Raw genomic sequence first — 20,251 nt, 5'->3', positions numbered from 1 at the left:
CCCAACGAGTATTCCTGTGAAATCAGCCGCGAGAGAGCTGACAGAGGCGAGGTATAGCAGGACGGCGCCGAGGGCGACAATCATCATATAGAACAGGGCCCCATTCATCCCCAGGCGCCCTGTTCGGACCTCTTTCCGATGAAAATGAAAACCTATCGCCCAAACGATGGCGATCAGAAGTGTTGACCCGATAGCAAACGGGAACGCGAACGGCGATGACATGTCCATCGCTTGAATATGGCACCTGCGCCGATCTTTTGAAAGATGCCGCGCAATATTCTCTGGTGGTACAATGGCAGATCAACTGAGCTTCGCGCCTCAGCGCGTAATGGACGCGAATGCAACGCCGGTTCCGGGCGCCAAGGCGTATTTCTACAAGACCGGAACCAACATCTCGGTAACGGTCTATCAGGACGCTGCAGGCACCGTGCCGCATGCCTCCCCGGTAGTGGCTGACTCTGCCGGGGTGTTCCCGCAGGTGTTCTCCACGCAGACGGTCAAGGTAAACGTGACTGACTCTAGCGGTGCTGCAGTTGATGGGTTCCCGATCGATCCGGCTCTGATGGTCCCGGCAGGCGGCACTGGCGCGGCGGCGATCAGCTTCAACCCGACGACAGATATTCCATCGACCAACGTACAGGCTGCCATCGAGAAGGTGCAGGCGAACATTGTCGCGCCTCTCGCCGACTATGGCATTGGTGTCACTGGCAACGCAGATACGCTTGCGGACATTGACGCCACCAACATCGCGAGCGGCTTCTATCGCTTCGAGACGGGGGCAAGCGGGACATTCCCGAGCGGCGTTGCGGCAGCAGATGGTGGCGTGGTCTACATCGTTCGCGAGACGGCATCTGCAGCGCATATGACGCTGATCAAGAATGGCGAATCCATCATTCATCACCGAGAAATGTCATCGTCAACGTGGGGAAGCTGGGCAACTGTTGCCAATATCAGCGATGTAGCCTCTGCGGTTTCGGCTATCACGACCGAGACGATCCATGTGCAGCACCGCGTCGCGGCTGGAACGGCGAGTGGCGATTATGCGGGCGGCGGCGTCTGGACGACGCGACCGCTCACCACGGTCATCACGAACACAATCACTGGCGCCTCTCTCGCGAGCAATCAAATTACGCTCCCAGCCGGAACTTACAATGTTCGCGCCCGCTCCCCGATGTTCCGAGTAAATCAAAACACCTCGCGGATCTACGACGTGACGAATGCAGTTACGCTGCTTGAAGGGTCTTCGACGTATTCCAACGACCTTTGTGACTCGAACTCATGGGTTGAAGGTCAGTTTGCGCTGGCAGGAACCGCAGCGATCGCGCACCAAGTCGCTGCAGGTGCGACCAGGACCGGAAATGCCTTCGGTCACTCATCTGGTTACGGCACATATGACATCTATGGCGAAGTAATCATCGAAAAGATCGCCTGACCTATCCCGAAATTCTGAAGACCACGAACCCGCCGCGCGCGGGCTTTTTTATGAGGCAAGCATGACCTGCAACATTACCGGCATTGTTCGCACCCCGGACGGCGCACTTTTCAAGAATGGCACGATTACGTTTTATCGCCAGTCTGGCGTGGGATCGATGACTGATGGCAGCGATTCCTATGTCGTGATCCCGGAAAAGGTGAAAGCCACGACCAACAGTGCGGGCGAGATCAATACGACGCTGACCTATGGTAGCTATCGTGCGACGGCAGAGGGCGTTGAGCGGACGTGGCAGTTTCTTGTCGGCGTGCCGAATGTCTCCACGATTTCGTTTTATGAGTGCGTCGAGCTGATCCCGGAACTGAGCGATACGATCTCCGGGGCGGTGCTTGGTTATAAGGAAGATGCTGAAGCTGCTGCGGATACCGCGACGACGAAGGCTGGCGAGGCGTCCACTAGCGCTGGAAACGCGGCAGACTCCGCAACTACGGCCCAGAAGTGGGCAGCCAACCCCGAAGACACCGAGGTTAGCGGCGGGCTCTATTCCGCGCTGCACTACGCTGCGAAGGCGAGCGACAGCGCCACGGCTGCCGAAGCCGCCGCCCTCACGGCTGACGTCCACAAGGACACGTTCACCGCGCTCGACGCCGCAACCGACATCATCAGCGGGCAGATCGTCTCCGTGGCTGATGGCTTCAATGGGCAGCGCGAGAATGGCCTGATCGTCCCTGCATCCACCTACACCGCAGACGGATCGCTTGTGCGCGATCTCACCGGCATCAGCGGGCAGTGGGTTAGCTATCGGCGTGAGTTTGCGTCTTTTGACGAGATGGTTAATCAGGACCCCCGCACGTTCGCGGCTGGGACGACGCTAACCATTCCGAGTATTGACGCAACTTACTCCACTGTGGCCACATCTGGCAACCTCGGACAGACGAATGCAGGCGGTCAAGAGTTTGATGTCGTACCGAAAGGTGGTGAGCTTCTATTGCCTTGGTTCGGCGCACCGTCTGATGGTGTCTCCGATTGCTGGGCGGCTTTGTCCGCAGCAAAATCTGCCGCAATAGCGAACTCTTGCACTCTGCGATTGCCTCTTGGCGCATCAAGCGGAACGTATTTTATCGCTCAGGCATCACAGTCCTCGCCTGACCTATTTGGAGTTAGACTTGCGGCTGATCCGGGTGTCGTGTTGTCAGTGTATGACATTGCATTTGTTAACTACAAGGCATGGCAACTGGAAACTGAACTCGATCTATATGTCCAATCTCGCAATGTTCACCAGTATCTCCTCCCGAATACTGCTACTGAGCATCAGCTTATTACGCTGGCGTCATCTCTCGGTATTAATGACGGCATAACTTCCCCTGAGGCAATCGACTTCACAACTTGGGAACAGCGTAAATACGCGACGTGGCCCAGTAATGTTTGGTCATCTTCGACAACTGGCACTGTAGACTCTACGTCAGTGTCTTATGCCATAGGCGCTGTTACTAGCCCCTTCGATGGTATTTTTGGAAACCCAGAAGTCGGGAAGTATTACAGCGCTTCCTTTGATGTTCCCGTTACTGGAGCTGATCCTGGCTCAGCAGTCGCGGGAGTGATTGTGCAGTGTGGCACCTATGTTTTTAGATTTGCTCTTTATAACACGGCAACTGCAATACGCTATGTAAACGTATACCAGTGGGATGGATCAACATACACTAACATTACGGGGAATATTTCGGTTCCCGTAGCAGGTTACGGTATCCAATCTCTGTCTGTACCTACGGTTGGTGTTAGATTTGTGACGGCAGAGAATTTTGAGTTCTACGTGAATGGGTGGAAGGTAGCTTCTGTTCAGTCCAATCCGGGCAATGCCGCATTTGGTGTTGGCTTTGTACTTAGCAACTCGACGAACTCTGTCGCTTCCTCAATTAATAACGGGACAGTAGCTCGTGCAGACTGGATGCCATCAGGGAAAAAGCTCAAGCTGAGCTATATCGGTGATAGCATTACCTTTGGCGCAGCACAAACTTTACCGTTCCCTGATTTGCTACCTTATCTGATCAAGGGGTATGGGTATGCAGATGTAACCGTCGTTCAGAATATCGCATATCCCGGCGACAAGGCTGCAAATCAAGCCACGGCTGCTGCCTCTGCTGATTTCTCAACGTCTGACTATGCTCTAGTTATGGTCGGTACGAATGATATTCAGGCGCAAACTTCAATTTCTAGCTTCCGCACGAGCGTCGAGAGTATCATTTCTTCGGTGCAAGCTGATGGGGCTGTGCCCATCATCGGTATCCCGCCTATGTACTCAAGCACTGCAATTACAGGCGCTGGGTTCAACGCACTGAACTACGCCCTAGGCGGTAGGTATCGCACAGAGCTTTTGCGGATTGCTGCGGAAAACAATTTGGTCGTAGCAGACATGCAGTCTGAGTTTGGCATTATCGACTCTGTTCGCAGTACTACCTTTGATAACTTACATCCTAACCAACTTGGTAGTGTATTGGCTGCCCGGGCATATGCAAAGGCTATCTTGGCCGCTGACAGTGCAACGCGGGTTGACCACATTGGAGAGAGCGGGTCTGCTTTGATGGGTGGATATCGCGTCGAATGGCGGTCATCTCTCCCAGCATCCGGGTATTACCGCATTGGCGATACGATCATCAATACTGCACCTAGCGTACTCGGGACGTCAGGAAGTCAGTACATTATCGACAGATGGCGCAGGATCACCAATGGCAGGGGAAATGTTCTCAATACTGATTGGGTTGAAGCGCGCAGCTTGACCGGAACCTAATTACCAGCGGCCCCGAGGTGAGCGGACACTCGCCCCGGAGCCTAACCACCAGCCAGAACGAGGTCTGACGGATGGCTATGAGCAAAGAGATGGGGATTCGCCCCGGAGAGCAACAGATCACGCGGGGGCAATTGTGACACACGAAGACTTCCGCCCCCGCATTGAGAACAGCGACAGGGGGATTACGCTGAACAAGTCCCTAGCTTGGAGCATTCTCGGCAGCCTTGTCGGCGCGGGCATTTTCATCGGCATGAATCTTGCTGGGCTTGAGAAGACATCAGACGACAATAAGACCCTTTCCAGAGCGAATGAGATCCGCATCCGCGCCATTGAGACGCAACAGGCGCGCCAGGACGAGAAATTCAACAACATCCTCGGGTATCTCACGCGGATTGATGCGCGCCTAGAGCGGATTGAACAGGGGAAGTAACTAATGAACAAGAAGGCATTCTACGCCTCGCTCCGCACACGCGGAAGCGGGGTCTTCGGCACGTCTCTCACGCAAGGGCAGGTGGACGGGATCGAGACGATCCTTGCTGCAGCGGCTGGCCTTCCGATCAGCCATGTCGCCTATCTTCTGGCAACCGCCTACCACGAGACAGCGCACACGATGCGCCCCGTGCGCGAGACGCTGGCCAAGACGGACGACGAAGCGATTGCGCGTCTCGAGTCCGCGTGGAAGGCGGGCAAGCTGAGCTGGGTGAGCAAGCCCTACTGGCGCCGAGACTCTGACGGCAAAACGTGGCTGGGCCGGGGCTATGTGCAACTCACGCACAAGGCCAACTACAAGAAGGCCAGCGACCTGACCGGCGTCAATCTTCTCAGCAATCCTAACCGCGCCATGCAGCCCACCGTAGCCGCGAAAATCCTCGTGGATGGATGCGAGTCTGGCATCTTCACCGGAAAGAAGCTGAAGGACTACCTGCCCGACGATTGTGTGGGCGCGCGGCGCGTCGTGAACGGAAAAGACCGTGCAGTGATGATCGCAGGCTATGCGCACGCATTTGCGGTCGCTCTGAAGGCGGGCGACTACAAGCAAGTCGAAGCGGATATCCCCAAGGCGCACGATAGCGGCCTCGGCGCCATCATCGCAGAAATCATCAAGGCACTCGTCGCATTCTTCGGAGGCAAGAAATGACCAACTGGGCACCCGTCGTTACTGGTTTCTGTAGGTTCTGCCAGACCTGATGTTTTCTATGACGCCCTGCGCGATGCCAAAAGATAAAGCTATAGCCCATGCTGGACCGGGCATTCCCCTGATTACTCTGACCTGTTCTTCGCTCAGAAATGAGTTCCCATTTCTACTCCCACTGCACAGAGTTCCGGCTACCGTCTTGTCTTTTTCATTTTCTTTAGCGCAAGCCCACCGCAAGTGATTAGGGTTTATGCATAATCTGCTTTTGCATTTTACAGGGTCATGCGCTGCATGAACTTTGTTTCTAGGCCAGACACCAGTTTTTAATGAAAGCGACAACCTATGAGGGGTTGTATTCCTTCCTTTATATCTTACCAGACCATATCCGCTGACTTGCGAAGCGTTGAATGGCCAAATGATGCATTCGTCGCTGTTCGATTTAACGGCATCCTTGACAAAGTTTAATGGCAAACCTGTAGGAGTCCTGCCTGCAGTTGGAGATCCGTTTCTGCGATTTCGCATATAATGCATCGTGCAGAAACCTAGTCGGTCCTTAGGGCGGCTGCACCCAGCCACAGAGCATATTTGTTCCATGTGTCCATTATACTTCGATACGCAAGAAAGGAAATAAAAATGAATAACCAGTATGCGCCGATAGCTAGAATAGCCCTGCGCTACGTTATCGGCGGCATCATCGGGGCTGCGCAAGCTGACATGCTGGCGGGCGATCCTGATCTCGTCACCGTCCTCGCTATGGCTATCGGCGCGCTTGTTGAGGCACTGTATGCGATTGCGAAGAAGAAGGGGTGGGCAACGTGATCTGGGCCAAGGTCTTCTCATGGCTCACAGGCGGCGTCGTGGACAAGGTGATCGAAGCCTACGCCAAGAGCAAAGACGCACAGACCGAGCAAGAGCGGATTGCGGCGCAGGTTGAGATCGAGCAGCTACGCCAGCGGCAGGCGAACCTTGCGCTTGGCGGTCGCTTCACCAGCGTTGTGCAGTTCCTCTGGGCGGCTCCGTTCATCGCATTCAATGCCAAGCTCATCATCTGGGACAAGATGCTTGGCTGGGGCGTCACTGACCCCCTCAGCGACAACCTGATGACCGTGCAGAGCCTGATCGTCGGGTTCTACTTCGGATCGGCTGCCACAGCGCGCGTCGTGCGCTCGTTCCGCAGTTAATCCGGCCTGCATCCCATAAATCGCAAGCGAAAGCACCTGCACATGATCAACCTAGACGACTTCCGCGAAGAGCACGCGGAGGCCCTTGATGCTGCGTCCGAATTTTCGCGCCGGGCCAGAAAGGGTTTGCCCAGCGATCGATGGGCCACGCAACGCCAGCTCCACCTCGTCGCGAAAGGTATCGATGCGATGAACCAGATCATGGCGATGCAACGAACTTTCCTAGAGGCAATCGTGAGTGAAGAGTATGCCGATCGAGACGGTTGATGCCGAGAAGGTGGAGCAAGAGCGCATAGAGGCTGCAAAGCTCCGCGCGGAAGGCCTCAGCCAGTATGAGATAGCGGAGCGCATGGGGCTTACCCGTCCAGCGGTTCAGCGCAGGCTCAAGGCCTATGACAAGTGGAACGATGCAGACCCGGCAATCCGCGACACGGCAAAACAGGTCGGGCTTGTTGATGTGTCCCGGCTTAAGCACTACTGGGACAAAGTGCCGCTCGAGAATGGGCGCACTGTCTCCGCGTTCATCAGCAATAACGTGACCGACACGACGTCTCTGCTTGATGACGTGGCCACAGCTTTCGAAAGCATCACACCATACACTCCCGCGCATGCTGAGAAGATCGGCGGCGACTTCTGCACGGTCTACCCACTCTATGACATGCATGCCGGGATGTTTGCATGGGGCCGAGAGACGAGATCGCAGGACTATGACCTAAAGCTGATGAAGGCTGACCTTGTGCGCTCAATCGACCGCGTGTCTGCCATGTCACCGCCGAGCGATCATGCAGTCGTCATCTTCGGCGGAGATACGATCCACGTCAACGACGCGAAGAATGAGACACCCGGATCAGGTCATAAGATGGATGCAGATGGGCGCTATGAGAAGATCATAGACATGACCATCGAGGCGATCACGGATGCGATTGAGTTGCTTGCATCGCGCCATGCCAAAGTCAGCGTGTATGTGATCCGAGGCAACCATGACGAAGACAGCCATGTTGTTCTGAAGGCTGCGCTCAAGCAGCGGTATCGCCAAGACGACCAGATTGACTTCCCGACGCTCGACCAGTGGGACAAGTCCGAGATCTATTGGATCAGGCACGGCAACAGCCTGATTATCATTCACCACGGCGACAAGTGTAAGCCAGAGCGGCTGGCGATGATTGCCGCCGACAAATGCCCGTATTGGTCCGAGACGACGCACCGCGTGATCCTGACCGGTCACTTGCATCACCTTAAGGTGCAGGACTTCCCAGGCGTCACGCATTACACCCTGCGCGCGTTCTGCCCGCCGGATGCTTACGGCGCGATGTTCGGCGGCATCCGTGGCCTACAGGCGATGACTTTCTGCCGCCTCAAGGGGCTTGTGCTGCAGGCCCATGATCCAATCGACAGGGCGGTCTAATGAAAAGCAGCCTCCACATATACCAGAACCGCACCCCCGTCGCGATCCTACCAGAGGCCACAGAGGCCCGCACATGGCACGTTGGCGCTGATGGGCTGCGCGTGTATCAGGCGGGCGTGTGTGTGGCGGTTATCCCGCGTGCGCAGCTTGGTGAGCTGATCTATCAGGTGGCGCAGGCGCTGCGGTGATAGAAAAGCCAGGCCCTTTGGGTCTGGCTTTTCATAGACTTCAACTAATATTGCCGGGCGGCCTATGTAATGCCCGTAGATTGTGGAACCCACACTATCGCACAAATGCTGGACCTTTTCAAGGCATGATTGACCTGATCTGCGACATATCATAGGCGCTGCGGTAATCACTTCCTGCGCTCATGCTTCTACAGCACGACCTCGCGCATCACACGCTTTCTCACAGACCGATAGGCGTGCGGTACGAAATCCCACGCAACGATAGCAATAACCAATGCGATCAACACATATGCGGCGATAAGCATCCGCGCACCTCCTGAAAATAACCGTTCAATTCAGCCGTGATAGCGTCTCGGAGGCGCGTCTGTCTAGGGAGCGTGTGCGACGGGGATGAGCTCGTCGCACAGGGGGTTAGGCGTTTGGCCATCGTAATACCTATAGCCATCTCTTCATTGCTCCTAACATTAGCTCCTAACATTAGAAGCTAAGCATCCCGACGTCACGCATCATCTGCCTAAACTGGCTTTGCTTGCGATATTCGGCAGCCTCTTCGCTCTCGCTTTCTCCATTTATAGCTTCCGCAATAACCTCAATCATTGCGCGCGCTACCTCATAGTCTACACGGTCAGCGACCAGAATTGATGCGCCCTGAGAATACAGCTTGATGCCAGTGGAAAATGGATCAGGCAGATCTCCAGCATAAAGCATTTGACCGTTTCCCAGCCCTACGCTAATTCCGCAATCTGCCATTCCTGAGTCGTCAGAGCAGTGAGCGACAAGCCTACCGCGTTCATAGAGTTGTGGTGAGTTACCATCTATTTGCTCACGTTCATCGTCCGCCATATCTCTCTCCTTTCGAGTTGGACAGCCGCCAAGCGATTGATCTGCTAGGCGCTTGGACTTTTCCCCATGACCTCCTCGTGCAGTTGCTGTGGCGTTTCGAAGCCCCATTGGAGCTTGTAAAGGCGTCTGTAATCATCGCTATCGCGATCAACAACTTCGCGCTCCCACTTCGGGAAGAACATGCTGTTGTCGCCGGTGAATATGTATCGCTCTCGGTGAACGTCATCGCTACCCTCGTCTTGCCAGTGGTGAGTAATGTCGCATTTCAGCGTGTTGAACACAGCGACAACCCAGCCGCGCGGCGGAGACCATGCAGTCTCGAAGGTGAGCACGGTATCACCGCCGTCTTGGCGCAGGCTATCGTCGTTCAGAGCATAGGCATTCCATTCCGTACCCCACGTCGCCCTTGCTGAATCGAGATGTGTTCCGGGGGACGCTCGTTGATGGTCAAGGCCCGCACTGCCCAGCCAAAAGTTCAGCGGAAGCGGCAGAAGTTTCTCAAAGTCGATCACCCGATCTTCGCTAGAGGCGATAGCGCGGACATCTTCATGATTTACTGAGTGCAGACGGATTTCGTTTACAATGTGGTTTGGCATGCTTTTCCCTTCTTCTACTGTTTCGAGTTGGACATCCTTCACCCAACCAATTGATTCCTTATGCGTTCCACAGTTGGACATTCCCGGCGCAGCGCGTTGATTTCGTGTGGAAAGCGGCTGTCCTGCCGGGACTGCCAGTTTTCCTGCACCGTTAGGCGTTCCTGCCGCCGCCTTCGTCGTGATCCCAATATGACATGTCTTTGTCTGCAAGCTCAGCGGCTCCAGCATCGGACCAGTCAAAGTCACCGCCGCCAAATTCTTCATCCGAGGATTGCATGAACGCAAGAGCCGCCTCTATGGCGTCGTTATCACCCAATAGACCGCGCATCTTGTAGCGACGGACCATCCCCATAAGGAAGGTATCGACGGTCACCTTCACTGGGTAAAGCGGTGGCCCTAGCACGCGCGCCTCAGCCTGCCAGACAATGACCTGAGGCGGGGTGCGCGGGACATCCGAGAGGTAGACTTTCGGTTCCTTCAGATGCTCATGCAAGGTTAGGCCGTCCAAAGACGCGGTATCGCCGTCGACCGCGTTGGTTTTCTGCCGGTTGAGGATACGGGCCACTGCGTCCGACGCAGGCTGGCGCGTTGGTTTCGGCTTGCCATACTTCACCGGGCGATCCCCTAGGATGGTCCAGCACTTGCCACAGACCCACCCATCTACGAGAGCTACATGGCCACCGTGCAGATGTTCGCAAGGCTCCTTCATTGTGGACTCCTTTTCTCATTTACCCGTTTCAAAATTCACGCTCCGTTCATGACCTGTCCGGCACTTTAGGAAATCCAAGTGCTTGGAATCGCTCACCGTGAAGACGCTCCTGAACCATCTCTCTGCACGAGAGACGAAATGAAGCGACCTACGGACGGATTGGCATTATTCATGAGGAACGACGACAGGATCGGCTAGACAGCGCGAAAATCCGCGAGCTTGCCAAAAACTTGCCACATAACGACGCGTGTTCACTCCGCGTTCTGCACATAAGTCGTGCCCGTTGTGCGATGCAAATGCGTTAGTTTTCATGTGGTTGAGTGGTGCTGCTGGAGAGACTTGAACTCTCGACCTCTCCCTTACCAAGGGAGTGCTCTACCGCTGAGCTACAGCAGCGCCGGTTTCGGTCCGTCGCTTCGACCGTGGCGGGGATTTAGACGCAATCGCTCGAGGGTGCAAGGGCAAATCTTGCTCTCTCTCGACAGGATTTCACAGGCGGGTTAAACGAGGCGCCATGACAGGCGGAAAGAAAGATGGATCGGGCACGTCCCGCGATGCGGAATTGAGCCGCGAAGAGCGTCGGGCGCAGGCGCTGCGCGCGAATCTGCAGCGGCGCAAGGCGCAGGCGCGCGCCCGCAAATCCGAATCCAAGCCGCCGAATAACAACGAATCCGAGGGCAGTTGACATGGACAGCATCGTCGTACGCGGCAACGGGCCACTTTCCGGCCAAATCCCGATCGCGGGGGCGAAAAACGCCTGTCTCGCGCTGATGCCGGCCACGCTCTTGAGCGATGAGCCGCTGACCCTGACCAATGCGCCGCGCCTGTCGGACATCCGCACGATGACCGAATTGCTGGCGAGCCTCGGCGCGGAAGTGACCGCGCTGCAGGAGGGCAAGGTGCTTGCCACGTCCTGTCACGGCGAGATCAACCCGGTCGCGGATTATGAAATCGTGCGCAAGATGCGCGCTTCGAATCTGGTGCTGGGGCCGCTCTTGGCGCGTCTGGGCCATGCGGTCGTGTCGCTGCCCGGCGGCTGTGCGATCGGTGCGCGCCCGATGGATATCCATGTCGATGCGCTCGCAGCGCTCGGGGCGGAGATCGAGCTGAAGGACGGCTATCTGCATGCCGAAGCGAAGGGCGGGCTGAAAGGCGCCACCCACGAGATGCGCTTCGCTTCCGTTGGCGCGACCGAGAACTTCCTGATGGCCGCCTCGCTCGCAAAAGGCACTTCGGTGCTGAAGAATGCAGCCCGCGAGCCGGAAATCGTCGATCTGGCGAAATGCCTGCGCGCGATGGGCGCGCAGATCGAGGGCGACGGCACCTCCGAAATCGTGATCGAGGGCAAGGACCGCCTGCACGGCGCGACCCACCCGGTCGTGGCGGATCGGATCGAACTCGGCACCTATATGCTCGCACCCGCGATCTGCGGCGGCGAGGTGGAGTGTTTGGGCGGTCGAATCGATCTGCTGGAGAGCTTCTGCGAGAAGCTCGACGCGGCGGGCATCTCGGTCGAGCAGACCCATACCGGCCTCAAGGTGGCGCGCAAGAATGGCCGCATCCGCGCGGTCGACGTCACGACCGAGCCGTTCCCCGGCTTCCCGACCGACCTGCAGGCGCAGATGATGGCGCTTCTGTGCACCGCCGAGGGCACCAGCGTTCTGGAAGAGAAGATTTTCGAGAATCGCTTCATGCACGCGCCCGAGCTGGTGCGGATGGGGGCGAATATAGACGTCCATGGTGGTCATGCGACGGTCCACGGCGTCGAGAAGCTGAAAGGGGCGCCCGTGATGGCGACCGATCTGCGGGCCTCCGTGTCGCTGATCCTTGCAGGGCTGGCCGCGGAAGGCGAGACCGTCGTCAGCCGTGTCTATCACCTCGATCGCGGCTATGAACGCGTCGAGGAGAAACTGGCGGGCGTCGGTGCGCATATCGAGCGCGTGAAAGCGAGTTGATCGGCTGGCAATTCCCGCCGTCTTCCCCATATCGGATGCAGAGGTGACCCAATGACCCGTGATGCGAAATTCGAAGATGGTGGCGAAGGCGCGATCGCGCTGCGCGCCGAGACCAAGGATGACCTCCCCGTGATCGCGGCGCTGGTGCAGGACGCCGTGCTGCCGATCACCGAGATCGCCTGGGAGGCGAAATCCCGGCGTCTCGCGCTGCTGATCAACCGCTTCCGCTGGGAAGACAAGGCGCAGGCCGAGGCCGAGAAGCGTCCCTATGAGCGCGTGCGGTCGCTGCTGGTGATCTCGGATGTCACCCATGTTTCGAGCATGGGGATCGATCGTTCGGATCGCGACGTGGTGCTCTCGATCCTCGATATCACCTTTGAAGAGACCGAAGACGGCGCGGGTCGCGTGACCCTGACGCTGGCGGGCGACGGCGCGCTGGCGGCGGATGTCGAATGTCTCGATGTAGATCTGCGCGACGTCGAGCGTCCCTATCGCGCGCCTTCCGGCAAAGTGCCGCATCATCCCGAGTAAGCCGCTCTTTGCCGCCGGGGATGCCTCCGGCGGGGATATTTACGCCAAGTCGAATTGGAATTGCCCTTGGGGGCAGCGTCGTGCTTGCGGGGCAGGGCGGGAGTCTCTAATCCGAAGAGCGGAATAGGAGACTGTCGATGCCGCACTTTCTGGACACGCGCGAAGAGGGCTTTGAGGCCCGGTTTGTCGAACTTCTGGGGATGAAGCGCGAGGACAGCCCCGATGTGGATGCTGTCGTGGCCGGGATCATCGCGGATATCCGCAAGCGGGGCGATGCAGCGCTGATTGAGCTGACCGCGAAATTCGACCGACTGGAGCTGACGCCGGAGACGCTGGCTTTTTCGGCTGAGGAGATCGAGGCTGAGGTCGCAAAAGTGCCCGCCGAAGAGCGCGCGGCCCTGGAACTGGCGGCCGAACGTATCCGCGCCTATCACGAACGCCAGATGCCGCATGACGCGCGTTGGATCGACGCGAGCGGGGCGGAGCTCGGCTGGCGCTGGGGGCCGGTTTCAGCCGCAGGGCTCTATGTTCCGGGCGGGCTGGCGAGCTATCCCTCTTCGGTGCTGATGAACGCGATCCCGGCGAAGGTCGCGGGTGTGGAGCGGTTGGTCGTGGCGTGCCCGACGCCGGGCGGGGCGGTGAACCCGCTGGTGCTGCTGGCCGCGCAATTGGCGGGCGTCGATACGGTCTACCGGATGGGGGGCGCGCAGGCGATTGCCGCGATGGCCTACGGGACCGAGACGATCACGGCGGTCGACAAGATCACCGGGCCGGGCAACGCTTTCGTGGCGGCGGCCAAGCGGCGGGTCTTCGGGCGCGTCGGCATCGACATGATTGCGGGCCCGTCGGAAATCCTCGTGATCGCGGATGGCACGGGCGATCCGGATTGGATCGCGCTCGACCTGATGAGCCAGGCCGAGCATGACGAGAGCGCACAGGCGATCCTGATCACCACCGACGAGGCTTTCGGCAAGGCGGTCGTTGCGGCAGTCGAGAAACGGCTCGAGACGCTGGAGCGCCGTGCGATTGCAGGCGCGAGCTGGCGCGACTTCGGGGCGGTGATCGTGGCGCGCGATCTGATGGAGGCGGCCGAGCTGTCGAACCGGGTTGCGCCAGAGCATCTGGAGCTTTGCGTCGCCGATCCCGACTGGTTGGCGGAGGCGATCACCCATGCGGGCGCGATCTTCCTTGGCGCCTACACGCCCGAAGCGATCGGCGATTATATCGGCGGGCCGAACCACGTTCTGCCGACGGCGCGCTCGGCACGCTTCTCCTCGGGCCTCTCGGTGATGGACTTCATCAAGCGCACCACGCTGGCGAAGATGACGCCCGGCGCGCTGAAGGCGATCGGCCCTTCGGCAGAGGTGCTGGCGAAATCGGAAAGCCTCGAGGCGCATGGGCTGTCGGTGCGTGCGCGGCTCGATGCGCTCAATGACGAAGGGGAGGGGTGATGGCCCGGATTTCTCATATCCAGCTGGACACGGGCGGGCTGCCCGCGCCCTCGCCGGAGATTGAGCAGGAGCGCAAGGTCGCGATCTACGATCTGCTCGAGGATAACAGCTTCAATATCCCGGGCCGCGACGGGCAACCTGCACCAGAAGGGCCGTTCGCGCTGACGCTTGGCGTGCGCGACCGGCGGCTGGTTTTCGACACCGAGACCGAGAGCGGTTCGAAAGTGGCTGAGTTCCATCTGTCCTTCGGCCCGTTCCGGCAGGCGGTGAAGGATTACTTTCAGATCTGCGAGAGCTATTTCGAGGCGGTCAAGAAACTGCCGCCCAGCCAGATCGAGGCGATCGACATGGCCCGGCGCGGCATCCATAACGAAGGCGCGCGCATCCTGCAGGAACGCCTTGAAGGCAAGGCCGAGATCGACATCGATACGGCGCGGCGCCTCTTCACCCTCGTTGCCGTTCTCGCCCCGAGGTAATCGGAATGGGCGAGATCCCCAACTCCGTTCTTTTTGCGTGCGATCATAATTCCACGCGCTCCCCGATGGCCGAGGGGATGATGAAGAAATTCTACGGAACCGAATGCTACGTGCAGTCGGTGGGCGTGAAAGCCGATCTGGAGATCGACGGCTTCACCATCGCGGTGATGGCCGAGATCGGCGTCAATCTGGAGCGTCACCGCGCGCGCTCTTTCACCGAGCTGCAGGAATGGGGCGACGATCTGTCGGCCTTTGATCTGGTGATCGCGCTCTCGCCCGCCTCGCAGCGTCAGGCGCTGGAGCTGACGCGGTTCTTCCATCTCGACGTGGAATATTGGCCGATCCTCGACCCGACCGGGATCGGCGAGACGCGCGAGGCCAAACTCGCCGCCTACCGCGACACTCGCGACCAGATCCGTCGCCATCTCATCGAACGTTTCGGAGAGCCGACCGCCTGATCAGTCGCCCGACTGTGCAGGCTGCGTGCCAAGTCGGCTCAGGTTCGCCTCGATCCAATGCGCAAGCTCGAAATAGCGGATCGCGATCGCCTCTCCTGCCTCGGTCAGGCAATAGTCCACGCGCGGCGGCACCTCGCCATGATCGCGCCGCGAGATCAGCCCATCCGCTTCGAGCACCTGCAAGGTCTGGGCCAGCATCCGCTCGGAAATGCCGCCGATCCTGCGACGCAACTCGGAAAAGCGCAGCCGCCCGTCGCGCAGCGCGACCAGAACCAGCCCGCCCCAGCGCGAACTGACATGCGACAGGATCATGCGCGAGGGGCAATCGGCGTTGAACACATCTGCGACGGGCAGTGCGGGATCGATCTGTTGCATAATGCGGAGGTCCTGTGCGGGGCTGCTGAACACTTACCAAAATGTAGGTACTTCCTTTTGCGCAGTAAAGAGCGCAGCTTCCCGTCAGCGAAAGACAAAAGGAGGTCGCCATGACCATCGCCGTTACCGGAGCCACCGGCCATCTTGGCCAACTCACCCTTGCCGCATTGGCCGCGCGCGGCGCGACCGACGTGATCGGGCTGGCACGCAGCCCTGAGAAGCTGACGGGCGCCGGGCGGCGTTTCGACTATTCCGACCCGAGCAGCTTCGACGCGCTGGCAGGTGTCGACACGCTGATCCTGATCTCGTCGAGCGAGGTCGGCCAGCGCGCGCCGCAACATGGCAACGTGATCGAGGCCGCCAAGGCGCATGGGGTCGGCCATATCCTTTACACGTCGCTGCTGCATGCCGACCGTTCGAAGATGCAGCTGGCCGAGGAGCACGTGGCGACCGAGGCGGCGCTGGCCGCATCGGGGCTGAGCCATACGCTGCTGCGCAATGGCTGGTATGGCGAGAATTACGACAGCGCGATCGTCTATGCCGCGCAGTCGGGCACGATCGCTGGGGCGTCGGGCGCAGGCCGGATCGCGGCAGCCGCGCGCAGTGATTATGCCGAGGCGCTGGCCGCCGTGGCGCTCGATCCCGGCTTGCAGGGCAAAACCTATGAGCTGGCGGGCGATGCGAGTTTCACCCTCGACGAGCTGGCCGCCGAGATCGCCGCACAGGCCGGTCGGGCGGTCGAGGTCTCGCACCTCGCCGAGGCCGAGTATCGCGCGTTGCTCGAGACGATGGGCCTGCCCGGCCCCTTCGCCGCGATCATCGCGGATTCGGATGCGCAGGCCGCCAATGGTGCGCTGTTCGATGACAGCCACGACCTGTCGCGGCTGATCGGCCGCCCGACCACGCCGCTGGCCGAGATCGTGCGCGCCGCATTGGGGTGACCTGCGATGGCGCCTATGACCGCGTTTGACGCGACGCGTGGCGCGTGGCACTCAAGGCCAGACTGCTTTACGGAGAATGGCCATGCCGCGCGCCCGCACTCTCGATACGATCTCGCGTTACTACGATGCCTTCAACGCGGGCGATACGGCAGGGATGGAGGCCCAACTGGGCGAGCCCTTCGCGCATCACGTGAACGAGGGAAAGATCCGCCACGGGATCGAGGCGTTCCGCGAATTCAACAAGCATATGAGCCGCTGCTATCGCGAGCAGCTGACCGACATGGTCATCATGGCCAATGACTCAGGCACGCGGGCGGCGGCGGAGTTCATCGTGAACGGTGTCTATCTGGAGACCGATGACGGTCTGCCCGAGGCGCATGGGCAAAGCTATGTCCTGCCGGCGGGGGCGTTCTTCACTCTCGACGAGGGCAAGATCACCCGCGTCGTCACCTATTACAACCTCGCCGACTGGATCGCGCAGGTCTCGTGATGGAGGTGCGGCGGCTGACCGGAGAGACGCTGGACGCAGCGCTCGACGACGTGGCGCGGCTGCGGATCGCGGTGTTCCGCGACTGGCCTTATATCTATGACGGGTCGCTCGACTATGAGCGGCGCTATATCCAGAGCTATCGGGAAAGCGATGCGGCGGTGGTCGTCGGTGCGTTCGACGGGGCGCGACTGGTGGGCGCTGCGACCGGGACGCCGCTGGAAGATCACGCGGGCGATTTCGCGGCACCTTTCGCGGGCACCGGGTTGAAGCTTCAGGACGTGTTCTACTGCGCCGAGTCGGTCCTTCTGCCTGACTATCGCGGGCAGGGGCTCGGTCACGCCTTCTTCGATCACCGAGAGGCCCATGCGCGCGAGCTGGGGCGCGGTCATTCGGTCTTCTGCTCGGTGATCCGGCCCGACGATCATCCCTTGAAGCCCGCCGATTACCGCCCGCTCGACGGGTTTTGGCGCAAGCGGGGCTATGCGCCGATGGAGGGCGTAATCGCGCGGTTCAAATGGACCGACCTGGGTGAGGATGAGCAGACCGAGAAGGCGCTGCAATTCTGGGGGCGCAAGCTGTGAGCCGCGAGGTGATGATCGCGGCGGCGGCCTATCCGCTCGACTGGTTCGAGGACTGGGCGGGCTACACGGCGAAGGTTACGGCTTGGGTGGCCGAGGCCGCAGGGCAGGGCGCGCAGCTTCTGGTCTTTCCCGAATACGGCGCGATGGAGCTGGCGAGCCTCGGCGGCGCCGAGGTCGCGGTCGATCTGGAAGCCGCGCTGGTCCATGTGGCCGGGCTGCGAGTGGACATGGAATCGCTGTTCGCAGGTCTCGCGGTGGAGCATGGCGTGCATATTCTCGCCCCCTCCGGACCCGTCATCGACGGCACCAAGCGCGTGAACCGGGCGAGCCTGTTCGGCCCCGGCGGGCTGATCGGGCATCAGGACAAGGCGATCATGACGCGGTTCGAGCGTGAGATCTGGCATGTCGATGCAGGCGAGGGGCTGGTGCTCTTCAACACCGCGCTTGGCAAGATCGGCGTGACGATCTGCTACGACAGCGAATTCCCCCTGCTGGCGCGTGCGCTGGCCGAGGCCGGGGCGGAGATCATCCTCGTGCCCTCCTGCACCGACACGCTCGCGGGCTATAACCGGGTGCGGATAGGTGCGATGGCGCGCGCGCTGGAAAACCAATGCGTGACCGTCCAGGCCCCGACCGTAGGCGATGCGCTCTGGTGCCCGGCGGTGGACCAGAACCGCGGCACGGCTGCGATCTTCGCGCCGCCCGACGGGCTCTGGCCGGAAAGCGGGATCGTGGCCGAAGGAGCGCCCGACTCACCCGGCTGGACCTTCGCGACGGTGGACTTGGATCGCGTCGCAGAAAGCCGGACTGCAGGGACTGTTTTGCCCTACAAACATTGGTCCGAGCAGATTCAGGTGGTTGCGTTTCCTCTAATCGTTCCGAGGTAGGTTCTGCAAAGCGGGGCCGATGTCGTTTACGGAATTTCCTTCATGGCCTCGCCGCATCGCAGAATCTTCTGACTACCCGCCTTCGCTTTGTAGGTAATGCTGTATCGCTGCTTCGGGCGGGTTGCCGAGGCTCGCGACAAAATAACTTGGCGCCCATAACCCTGCGCCGAGCAGCTTCAGCTCGGGGAAATCCCGCCTAAGACGTCTTGAGATGCTTGTCTTTACTGCATTCGCAAAAGAAGACACCGCCTCACTAGGGGGGAGGGAAAAAGAAATTTCCAAATGGTCCTCTGCGCCTGAAAACTCGAGAAGGTCGCCGTTGCGAGCGCGGCAGCGTTCAAGGGTCACATGTTTCGCGACTCTATGCATCTCACGTGACAGGGTTGATTGACGTCCTTTTGTTGCCAGAACCATTTTGTATGAGATGTCAAAAAAACAATTGTTTTCATTGATGTAGTATTGATTTTTCATGTCTGAACCAATATTATCCATATCATGAGTTCGATCAGATCTCTTTCATTCAAGCTCTACCCCAGTCGCGCGCAACGCGACAGGCTTTGGCAAAAGCACTGCCTCCTCGTTGATCTTTGGAATGCGGCGCTTGAGGAGCGTATTGGGGCTTGGCGTCACGGTGTGCATCTTCGCCTTTCTGATCAGGAAAAGGCGCTTAAACACATTCGAGTCGATGTTGAAAACTGGTCTGGGTGTGTCCATTCTCACGAAGCTCAGGTCGTTCTGAAGCGGCTCGATCGCGCGTTTCAGAACTTCTTTAAGCGAGTGCGGGCCGGAGAGCGTTCGGGCTTTCCCCGTTTCCGTTCGCGGCAACGGTTTCGCGGCTGGGGGTATAAGCAGCACTGTAATGGCTTTAAGGTTGAGCTGGGCCCTGGGGGGAGGCACGGGCACGTGACTCTGTTTGGTGTTGGGCGGATGCGCATGCGAGGCGTCGCAAGGACGCCGGGGCGCATTCTGAAGGCTGATGTTTTCCGTTCTGCGCGTGGGTGGATGCTCAACGTGGTGGTGGAAACCGATTGCGCGCAGCGTGAAGAGGCACACGGGCCGGCCGCCGGACTTGACTGGGGTGTCTCCGATTTCGCAACTCTTGCGAACGAGAATGGCGAATATGAAGCGGTGGCAAACCCGCGCCATCTCCGAGGTGAGATGGAGGAGCTGGTAGAGGCGCAGCGACGCCTCTCTTCTGCCGCCAAGGCGAAAAAGGTTTCGTTGCGCTCGCTTCAACGTCATCGAAAGCAACTCGCGCGTCGCCACGCAAAAATTGCGTCTAGAAGAAAAGATTTTCTTCACAAGGTTTCTGCCGGCCTGGTGGCCCGCCACCGCTTAATTGCGACTGAGCGGCTCGATGTGGGAAACATGACCCGTTCGGCGAAAGGCAGTAAGCAGTGTCCCGGCAAGAACGTTGCTCAGAAGTCTGGCTTGAACCGAGCGATTCTTGATGCGGCTCCGTCAAATTTTTTGAAAATGCTCCGATACAAAGCGGAAGAAGCTGGTGTGGAGTTTCTTGAGGCGCCGACACGCAAGCTCAGACCTTCGCAACGTTGCCCAGATTGCGGGGCCCAAAAGCGAAAAGCGCTCTCGGAGCGGCAGCATATTTGCGAATGCGGATGTTCGCTCAGCCGCGACGAAGCCGCCGCGCGTGTGCTTCTTCAATGGGGCCTGACTGAAGAGGCTCGGCTGAAATCTCTGGGCGGCGACGTAGACAAAGCGGCCGGGACGGTCGCGGATCAGGTCTCGATCTGACCCGAAACTCCCGCGAATCTCGGTAGATCGTGGGGGCAGGTTCATATTCTGCTTGAATTTCGCGGCCTAGGGGCGCA

At 59.2% G+C, this 20,251-nt stretch carries 25 protein-coding genes and 1 tRNA gene; 20 read left to right on the top strand and 6 right to left on the bottom strand.

The window, feature by feature from the left end; genetic code table 11:
* Positions 1 to 292 precede the first annotated feature (292 nt).
* From BMI85_RS15980 to BMI85_RS15940, 9 genes are all read left to right on the top strand, one after another.
* The gene (locus BMI85_RS15980; protein ID WP_078601976.1) at positions 293 to 1,432 is read left to right on the top strand and encodes a hypothetical protein; all 1,140 of its coding nucleotides are present in this window, start codon (positions 293 to 295) and stop codon (positions 1,430 to 1,432) included.
* 61 nt (positions 1,433 to 1,493) lie between these two features.
* Entirely contained in the window at positions 1,494 to 4,217 is a 2,724-nt protein-coding gene (locus BMI85_RS15975) for an SGNH/GDSL hydrolase family protein (RefSeq protein ID WP_078601975.1), read from the top strand.
* 133 nt (positions 4,218 to 4,350) lie between these two features.
* On the top strand, positions 4,351 to 4,647 hold the full coding sequence (locus BMI85_RS15970) for a hypothetical protein (RefSeq protein ID WP_246832580.1): 297 nt from the start codon (positions 4,351 to 4,353) through the stop codon (positions 4,645 to 4,647).
* A gap of 3 nt (positions 4,648 to 4,650) precedes the next feature.
* On the top strand, positions 4,651 to 5,355 hold the full coding sequence (locus BMI85_RS15965) for a hypothetical protein (RefSeq protein WP_143595123.1): 705 nt from the start codon (positions 4,651 to 4,653) through the stop codon (positions 5,353 to 5,355).
* 630 nt (positions 5,356 to 5,985) lie between these two features.
* On the top strand, positions 5,986 to 6,171 hold the full coding sequence (locus tag BMI85_RS15960; protein ID WP_078601974.1) for a hypothetical protein: 186 nt from the start codon (positions 5,986 to 5,988) through the stop codon (positions 6,169 to 6,171).
* A complete protein-coding gene (locus BMI85_RS15955; protein WP_078601973.1) occupies positions 6,159 to 6,533 on the top strand; it encodes a hypothetical protein in 375 nt (124 codons plus the stop codon). The genes BMI85_RS15960 and BMI85_RS15955 overlap by 13 nt, the downstream gene beginning before the upstream one ends.
* Before the next feature lie 42 nt (positions 6,534 to 6,575).
* On the top strand, positions 6,576 to 6,800 hold the full coding sequence (locus BMI85_RS15950) for a hypothetical protein (RefSeq protein ID WP_078601972.1): 225 nt from the start codon (positions 6,576 to 6,578) through the stop codon (positions 6,798 to 6,800).
* A complete protein-coding gene (locus BMI85_RS15945; protein WP_078601971.1) occupies positions 6,781 to 7,938 on the top strand; it encodes a helix-turn-helix domain-containing protein in 1,158 nt (385 codons plus the stop codon). The genes BMI85_RS15950 and BMI85_RS15945 overlap by 20 nt, the downstream gene beginning before the upstream one ends.
* Positions 7,938 to 8,126: a hypothetical protein gene (locus BMI85_RS15940; protein WP_078601970.1), complete on the top strand. Its 189-nt coding sequence runs from the start codon at positions 7,938 to 7,940 to the stop codon at positions 8,124 to 8,126. The genes BMI85_RS15945 and BMI85_RS15940 overlap by 1 nt, the downstream gene beginning before the upstream one ends.
* A gap of 477 nt (positions 8,127 to 8,603) precedes the next feature.
* On the opposite strand, the gene BMI85_RS21185 is transcribed toward BMI85_RS15940, so the two are convergent.
* From BMI85_RS21185 to BMI85_RS15920, 4 genes are all read right to left on the bottom strand, one after another.
* Entirely contained in the window at positions 8,604 to 8,969 is a 366-nt protein-coding gene (locus BMI85_RS21185; protein WP_143595122.1) for a hypothetical protein, read from the bottom strand.
* Positions 8,970 to 9,013: 44 nt separating this feature from the next.
* Complete coding sequence (locus BMI85_RS15930; RefSeq protein ID WP_210402369.1) at positions 9,014 to 9,646, bottom strand: hypothetical protein; 633 nt, start codon at positions 9,644 to 9,646, stop codon at positions 9,014 to 9,016.
* Between the two features lie 70 nt (positions 9,647 to 9,716).
* Entirely contained in the window at positions 9,717 to 10,130 is a 414-nt protein-coding gene (locus BMI85_RS15925; RefSeq protein WP_210402368.1) for a hypothetical protein, read from the bottom strand.
* Positions 10,131 to 10,595: 465 nt separating this feature from the next.
* Positions 10,596 to 10,670 (bottom strand) — tRNA-Thr (locus tag BMI85_RS15920).
* Between the two features lie 118 nt (positions 10,671 to 10,788).
* Here BMI85_RS15920 and BMI85_RS21470 point away from each other — a divergent pair.
* The 6 genes from BMI85_RS21470 (at position 10,789) to BMI85_RS15895 (ending at position 15,145) form a co-directional block, all read left to right on the top strand.
* Complete coding sequence (locus BMI85_RS21470) at positions 10,789 to 10,959, top strand: hypothetical protein (protein WP_165756964.1); 171 nt, start codon at positions 10,789 to 10,791, stop codon at positions 10,957 to 10,959.
* Position 10,960: 1 nt separating this feature from the next.
* Positions 10,961 to 12,229: a UDP-N-acetylglucosamine 1-carboxyvinyltransferase gene (gene murA / locus BMI85_RS15915; RefSeq protein WP_078521738.1), complete on the top strand. Its 1,269-nt coding sequence runs from the start codon at positions 10,961 to 10,963 to the stop codon at positions 12,227 to 12,229.
* Positions 12,230 to 12,280: 51 nt separating this feature from the next.
* Positions 12,281 to 12,760 (top strand): DUF2948 family protein, encoded by a 480-nt coding sequence (locus BMI85_RS15910; RefSeq protein WP_078601966.1) that lies wholly within the window; start codon positions 12,281 to 12,283, stop codon positions 12,758 to 12,760.
* Positions 12,761 to 12,897: 137 nt separating this feature from the next.
* Positions 12,898 to 14,211, top strand: coding sequence for a histidinol dehydrogenase (hisD, locus tag BMI85_RS15905; RefSeq protein ID WP_078601965.1), 1,314 nt, complete (start codon positions 12,898 to 12,900; stop codon positions 14,209 to 14,211).
* On the top strand, positions 14,211 to 14,687 hold the full coding sequence (locus tag BMI85_RS15900) for a UPF0262 family protein (RefSeq protein ID WP_078601964.1): 477 nt from the start codon (positions 14,211 to 14,213) through the stop codon (positions 14,685 to 14,687). Before hisD ends, BMI85_RS15900 begins: the two co-directional genes overlap by 1 nt.
* A 5-nt stretch (positions 14,688 to 14,692) precedes the next feature.
* Entirely contained in the window at positions 14,693 to 15,145 is a 453-nt protein-coding gene (locus BMI85_RS15895; protein WP_078571357.1) for a low molecular weight phosphatase family protein, read from the top strand.
* On the opposite strand, the gene BMI85_RS15890 is transcribed toward BMI85_RS15895, so the two are convergent.
* A complete protein-coding gene (locus tag BMI85_RS15890; protein WP_078601963.1) occupies positions 15,146 to 15,520 on the bottom strand; it encodes a helix-turn-helix domain-containing protein in 375 nt (124 codons plus the stop codon).
* Between the two features lie 110 nt (positions 15,521 to 15,630).
* On the opposite strand from BMI85_RS15890, the gene BMI85_RS15885 reads away from it, so the two are divergent.
* From BMI85_RS15885 to BMI85_RS15870, 4 genes are all read left to right on the top strand, one after another.
* Complete coding sequence (locus BMI85_RS15885; RefSeq protein ID WP_078601962.1) at positions 15,631 to 16,461, top strand: NAD(P)H-binding protein; 831 nt, start codon at positions 15,631 to 15,633, stop codon at positions 16,459 to 16,461.
* Positions 16,462 to 16,543: 82 nt separating this feature from the next.
* Positions 16,544 to 16,951 (top strand): ketosteroid isomerase-related protein, encoded by a 408-nt coding sequence (locus BMI85_RS15880; protein ID WP_078521731.1) that lies wholly within the window; start codon positions 16,544 to 16,546, stop codon positions 16,949 to 16,951.
* Complete coding sequence (locus tag BMI85_RS15875) at positions 16,951 to 17,532, top strand: GNAT family N-acetyltransferase (RefSeq protein WP_078601961.1); 582 nt, start codon at positions 16,951 to 16,953, stop codon at positions 17,530 to 17,532. Before BMI85_RS15880 ends, BMI85_RS15875 begins: the two co-directional genes overlap by 1 nt.
* Positions 17,533 to 17,540: 8 nt before the next feature.
* Complete coding sequence (locus BMI85_RS15870; protein WP_078602203.1) at positions 17,541 to 18,419, top strand: carbon-nitrogen hydrolase family protein; 879 nt, start codon at positions 17,541 to 17,543, stop codon at positions 18,417 to 18,419.
* Positions 18,420 to 18,491: 72 nt separating this feature from the next.
* Here the strand turns inward: BMI85_RS15870 and tnpA are convergent, their stop codons facing one another.
* On the bottom strand, positions 18,492 to 18,911 hold the full coding sequence (gene tnpA / locus BMI85_RS15865; protein ID WP_078601960.1) for an IS200/IS605 family transposase: 420 nt from the start codon (positions 18,909 to 18,911) through the stop codon (positions 18,492 to 18,494).
* Between the two features lie 3 nt (positions 18,912 to 18,914).
* Between tnpA and BMI85_RS15860 the strand changes: the two genes are divergently transcribed.
* Positions 18,915 to 20,174, top strand: a complete 1,260-nt coding sequence (locus tag BMI85_RS15860) for an RNA-guided endonuclease TnpB family protein (protein ID WP_078601959.1) — start codon at positions 18,915 to 18,917, stop codon at positions 20,172 to 20,174.
* Positions 20,175 to 20,251 lie beyond the last annotated feature (77 nt).

The sequence above is a fragment of the Thioclava sp. DLFJ4-1 genome (assembly GCF_002020145.1).
Classification (GTDB): domain Bacteria; phylum Pseudomonadota; class Alphaproteobacteria; order Rhodobacterales; family Rhodobacteraceae; genus Thioclava; species Thioclava sediminum.
Note: the sequence above shows the minus strand (reverse complement) of the source record. Positions and strands in the feature narration are given on the sequence as shown.